Below are 5,533 nucleotides of genomic sequence, written 5' to 3'. Positions count from 1 at the left end.
ATTCAGGGCTCAAGTATGAAGATTTGACGGTCGGCGAAGGCGCGGAAGCCGTTGCCGGTAATTCTGTCAGCGTGCACTACACCGGCTGGCTGACGGACGGCCAGAAGTTCGACTCGAGCCACGACCGCAATGACCCGTTCGCGTTCGTCCTCGGCGGCGGAATGGTCATCAAGGGCTGGGACGAAGGCGTGCAGGGCATGAAAGTAGGCGGCAAGCGCAAGCTGACCATCCCGCCGCAACTCGGCTACGGCGTGCGTGGTGCGGGTGGCGTGATTCCCCCGAACGCGACGCTCGTGTTCGAAGTGGAATTGCTGGACGTTTAAGTCGAAACGCTCATGAGTTTGGTGTATGCCGGTCCGGCTGTCTCCCTGCGTCGATACGGCGCGGTGGAGGCGTCGGACGTGCACGATTTCCATCAGGTCGTGCTCGGACTCGATGGCGCCATGGACATGAGCGTGGACGGCGTCGAACGGCGGATTGATTGTCGCGGCGCGTGGATTATTCCGGCCGGCGCGCGGCACGAGTATTCTTCTGTGGCGACTGAAAACCGCCAATTGGTCCTGGACTTGCCGAGCGCGTCGGTCGCTGTGCCCGAAGGGTATTTTGAACGGGCGCGGCCGATTTCTGTTGGTTTGGACGTGACGCGACTGGTCCGGCAGATCGCGCTCGATGCCCGCGATTCGAAGCGCTTTGCGTGGCATGCGGCAACGCAGTTGTGCGAAGCGTTGCTGTTGGGCGAGGCGCCGCCCGATGTTCGTCGTCTGGATTTTGCCCGCATCGATGCGTGGATGCGGGCGCGTATTGCCCAGCCGCTTGTGGTTGCGGATCTCGCAGCGCATTGCGGGTTGGGACTGCGGCGCTTTCACCAGCTTTTTGTCGAGGCGTTCGGCGAAACGCCACATCGGTATTTGCAACGGCTCAGGCTTGATGCGGCGGTTTTATTGCTCAACGATCCAAGGCGGCCGCTTTCTGATATTGCACTGGATGTGGGGTTTTCTGATCAGAGTGCGTTTAATCACGCGTTTACGCGGCGGTTTGGGATGGCGCCGGGGGGATGGAGGGTTGAGGGTGCGGTTGGGGGGTTTTGAGGAATCGCAGCAAATCGCACCACCCCTCTGCCACTCAGGCCCGGCTGGAACCCAACCTCGAAGTCCCGGCCTTCCCTACTCACCCATTCAACCCACGTTCCAGATCCGCGCGGATATCGCCGGGATTCTCCAGGCCCACCGCCAACCGGATCAACCCTTCCCGAATCCCCGCCTCCTCGCGCACTTCCGGCGTGAGCCGTCCGTGCGTGGTTGTCGATGGATGCGTAATCGTCGTGCGTGTATCGCCGAGATTGCCCGTGATCGAACAAATCTTCACTGCATCGATCACTCTCCACGCGTTAGCGCGCTGCGCTTCTCGCGTCTCGCCCTTCAACTCGAACGACACAATCGCTCCGCCCGCCTTCTGCTGCTTCTTCGCGATTGCATATTGCGGATGCGATTCGAGCCCCGGATAAAACACGCGCTCAATCGCCGGATGCGTCTCCAGCCAGCGCGCCAGTTCAAGCGCATTCGCCGACTGCTTTTCCACGCGTAACGACAGCGTTTCCATGCCCTTCAGCAAGACCCACGCGTTAAAAGCCGACAATGTAGGTCCGGCGCTGCGCACGAACGGAAACACCTTTTCCATGATGAACTGCTTCGACCCAACCAGCGCGCCGCCCAGCACGCGCCCTTGGCCATCGAGGAACTTGGTGGCGGAATGCATGACGACATCGGCACCCAGTTTGAGCGGCTGTTGCAACGCCGGGCTGCAAAAACAGTTGTCGACGACGAACAACGCCCCCACTTCCTTCGCAATCTTCCCGATCGCCTCGATATCCGCAATCTCAGTCAGCGGGTTCGACGGCGTTTCGAGGAAAAACATCTTCGTTTCCGGTCGCACAGCGGCACGCCATTCGTCCAGATTGGTAGCATCGACGAACGTTGTCGTGATGCCGAATTTCGGGAAGATTTGCGAAAACATGCCGACCGTCGATCCAAACAGGCTCTTCGAGCTGACCAAATGGTCGCCCTGCTGCATGGAGCACATCACCACCGACATGATCGCGGCCATCCCGGACGCCGTCGCCATGCACGCCTCGCCCCCCTCAAGCGCGGCGAGACGCTTCTGGAACATCGCGACGGTCGGATTGGTGAAGCGCGAATAGGTGTACGCTTCCTCGGCGTTCTTGAAGCTTTCCGCGGCATGCGCGGCGCTTTCGAACACAAAGCTCGATGTCAGGAAAAGCGCTTCCGAGTGTTCGTTGAAATCGCTGCGCAGCGTACCGGCGCGGACGGCGAGCGTATCGAAGTTGAAGTTTTCGTCCATGTTCTTGTGGTCCATTAGGTCCGGTTAATACGTGTGTTTCGCTGAAAGCGTCCGGCGGGCAGCTTCGAAGCCGACCGGCTAGCCGATTAGCCAGCCGCTTGGCCCACTAATCATCCAGCCGATAGGACAAGTCCATTCCCGGGACGCAAAAAAGCCCGCTTCTGCGTCAGCATGAGCGGGCTAATTGCGGAAAGGCTGTAGCGTCGCCAGTGGGGGAACCTCACTTCCCACCGGTTCGCTTTAGCTGTTTCGGGCCTTGGGCTTGAGCTAAAACCGTCTAGCTGTTCACCCTGACTCGCGTCCGCAAGCTGATCTCAAATCGACGCAAATCCAATCCTATCACGGCTTTCCTGCGTGGCTACCTTGAGCTTTTCACTCCACCGACAATTGCAGGTGCAATTGCGAGCGTGCCACGCCACCATCCATGGCTTCACTTGCCGCGTCGCGATCCGACTGGGCTTGCGGTGTAAGACGCGCCGATTCCAGCCGATCGAGATATTCGGTCGTGATGTCACCCGTGACGTACTTGCCATCGAAACACGATGCATCGAACTCGCCGAGCGCCGGGTTGATGTCGCGAATCGCCTGCTTCAAATCGTCCACATCCTGATAGACCAGGTGATCGGCACCGATCATGCGCGCCACTTCCTCGTCCGTACGGCCATGCGCGACCAGTTCGCCACGCGTGGGCATATCGATGCCGTACACGTTCGGGAACTTCACCGGCGGCGCAGCGGACGCAAAAATCACCTTGGCCGCGCCGGCATCGCGTGCCATCTGCACGATTTCATGCGATGTGGTTCCGCGCACGATGGAATCGTCGACGATCAGCACATTCTTGCCCTTGAACTCGATCGCCATCGCGTTGAGCTTCTGGCGTACCGACTTCTTGCGCACCGCCTGGCCCGGCATGATAAACGTCCGGCCGACATAACGATTCTTGAAGAAACCTTCGCGATACTCCACGCCAAGCTTCGCGGCCACTTGCATGGCGGCGGGACGCGATGAATCCGGAATCGGCATCACCACGTCGATAGCGACGTCGGGCAGCACGCGCTTGATCTTCTCGGCGAGATAATCGCCCATGCGCAGGCGCGCGTTGTAGACCGGTACGCCGTCGAGGCACGAATCGGGACGCGCGAGATACACGAGTTCAAAAATGCAGGGGTTCAGGCTGGGATTCTCGGCGCATTGCTGGCTGTGCAAGTTGCCGTCGTTATCGATGAAAATCGCTTCGCCCGGCAACACATCGCGCACGAACTCGAAGCCGATACCTTCCACCGCCACGGATTCCGACGCCACCATCCATTCCACGCCCGTCGCCGTTTCCATTTTGCCGAGCACGAGCGGGCGAATGCCGAACGGATCGCGGAAGGCAACCAGACCGTAGCCGGCGATCAGGGAAACGATTGCATAAGAACCCCGTACCCGGCGATGCACGCCGCTCACCGCCTTGAAGAGCGCGGCAGGATCGAGTTGCAGGCCGGAGCTGGCCAGTTGCAATTCGTGGGCGAAGACGTTGAGGAGGACTTCTGTGTCGGAGGCGGTATTGATGTGCCGGCGATCGATCCGGAACATCTCTTCCTTCAACTGGGGCCAGTTCGTCAGGTTGCCGTTGTGGGCGAGGATGATGCCGAACGGCGCGTTCACGTAGAACGGCTGGGCTTCTTCCTCGCTCGCCGCATTGCCGGCCGTCGGATAACGCACTTGGCCGATACCCACGTTGCCCGGCAAGCTGCGCATGTTGCGCGTGCGGAACACGTCGCGCACCATGCCGTTGGCTTTATGCATGTGGAAGTTGTTACCGTCTGCCGTCGCGATACCGGCTGCATCCTGGCCGCGATGCTGCAGCAGCAGCAGGCTGTCGTAGATCAACTGGTTGACGGGGGTCTGGGAAACTACGCCTACGATGCCGCACATGGCATGGTCCTTCAAAGAGTCGAAACGGGTCCACAAGGGCGTGAAGGTGCAGCGCCCGGCAGGTTTTACCTGCAAATGTCTGCACCGGGCGACGCGCGAAGTTCTCGTACAGCTCGCCAGACCGCTACTGTGCGCTACTCCGGGAAGATTCGCTTGAATCGTCCGGCGGCGTGCGCACATACGCGGCGAGCGTATCGGGAAGCAACGGTTTAAGTTCTCGCACGCCTTGTTCGGCCGCAGGCCGGAACAACGCGTCACGCCAGAAATCGTGTTGTGGCAGTTCGGTCAAGCCAGCGAGGGCGACCAGGATCACTACCAGAATTGCGCCTCTCACGACGCCGAACAAAAGCCCGAGTGACCGGTCGATACCCCGCAGGCCAATCACTTCGGTCACCCGCGTCAGCAAAGCGCTTGCCACACTCGACAGCACGAGCACGGCGGCAACGATCAACAGGAACGCGATCACCCATTGCGTCAACGCGCCGCCTGGCCAGTGCGCCGGAATGTACGGCACCACGGATCCCACAAAATGCGTCGCTACAAAAAACGCCACCAGCCAGCCGACCAGGCCAAACGCCTCGGCCAATAGCCCGCGCCACATCCCGCGCAGGGCGGAGAGGCCGATCACGGCCATCACCGCATAGTCGAAACTGGTAAACATCGACTGCTAGTTCGCCGACGTGTTGCCGGAATTTCCGGAACTACCTGAATTACCGCCTGAGTTGCCACCGCCCAGTCCAGCCAGGCGTACTTTCACGAGCGCAGCCGATGCCGCCTCCCGGTCGGTGAACGGTCCTGCACGCAGCAACGTGCGCACCGAGCCGTCCGCCTGTTTCCTGTGCTCGATATATGCGGGCACTCCCGCATTCTTCAACTTGCCAACCCAATCCTGCGCGGGACCGTCCTGGTCGAAAGTACCGATTTGCAGCACGAAACGGCTACCAGCGGGCGATGACGACGGATTCGGCTTGGCGACGGCAGCCGATACGTTGCCGGCAGCGGTGGTGTTGGCGGAAGGCTTGGGCGCCGGTGTGGCTTGAGCGGTCGCTGCCGTTGCAATTGCGGGTGGCGCGATCGGCTTGGCCGCAGGTTTCAGCGCGGCTTTCGCCTGCGCTTGGGTCTGCGCCTGGGTCTGGATTCCCGTCGGCGTCGCATCAGGCTTTGCGATCGGTTTGGACCCGGGCGTAAGGCCCGGCTTCGCTACCCCTGCAGCCACGCTGTTGTTGTCGGACGCTGCGGGCGGACTGTCCGGCGC

At 60.9% G+C, this 5,533-nt stretch carries 6 protein-coding genes; 2 read left to right on the top strand and 4 right to left on the bottom strand.

The annotated features are described in order from the left end of the window. On the top strand, positions 1 to 323 hold a 323-nt coding region (locus tag WCA53_RS11775), incomplete at its 5' end, for an FKBP-type peptidyl-prolyl cis-trans isomerase (RefSeq protein WP_423909670.1). 12 nt (positions 324 to 335) lie between these two features. Further along, entirely contained in the window at positions 336 to 1,088 is a 753-nt protein-coding gene (locus tag WCA53_RS11770; protein ID WP_423909666.1) for a helix-turn-helix domain-containing protein, read from the top strand. Between the two features lie 79 nt (positions 1,089 to 1,167). Here WCA53_RS11770 and WCA53_RS11765 read toward each other — a convergent pair whose 3' ends face one another. From WCA53_RS11765 to WCA53_RS11750, 4 genes are all read right to left on the bottom strand, one after another. Continuing rightward, a complete protein-coding gene (locus tag WCA53_RS11765) occupies positions 1,168 to 2,358 on the bottom strand; it encodes an O-succinylhomoserine sulfhydrylase (protein WP_423909661.1) in 1,191 nt (396 codons plus the stop codon). Between the two features lie 372 nt (positions 2,359 to 2,730). After that, positions 2,731 to 4,278 (bottom strand): amidophosphoribosyltransferase, encoded by a 1,548-nt coding sequence (purF, locus tag WCA53_RS11760; protein ID WP_423909658.1) that lies wholly within the window; start codon positions 4,276 to 4,278, stop codon positions 2,731 to 2,733. Between the two features lie 124 nt (positions 4,279 to 4,402). Next, entirely contained in the window at positions 4,403 to 4,939 is a 537-nt protein-coding gene (locus WCA53_RS11755; RefSeq protein WP_423909655.1) for a CvpA family protein, read from the bottom strand. A gap of 6 nt (positions 4,940 to 4,945) precedes the next feature. Continuing rightward, the coding region (locus WCA53_RS11750; protein ID WP_423909652.1) for an SPOR domain-containing protein at positions 4,946 to 5,533 on the bottom strand (588 nt) is incomplete at its 5' end.

Origin of the sequence: Caballeronia sp. (assembly GCF_049581465.1) — a bacterium.
GTDB lineage: Bacteria > Pseudomonadota > Gammaproteobacteria > Burkholderiales > Burkholderiaceae > Caballeronia.
Note: the sequence above shows the minus strand (reverse complement) of the source record. Positions and strands in the feature narration are given on the sequence as shown.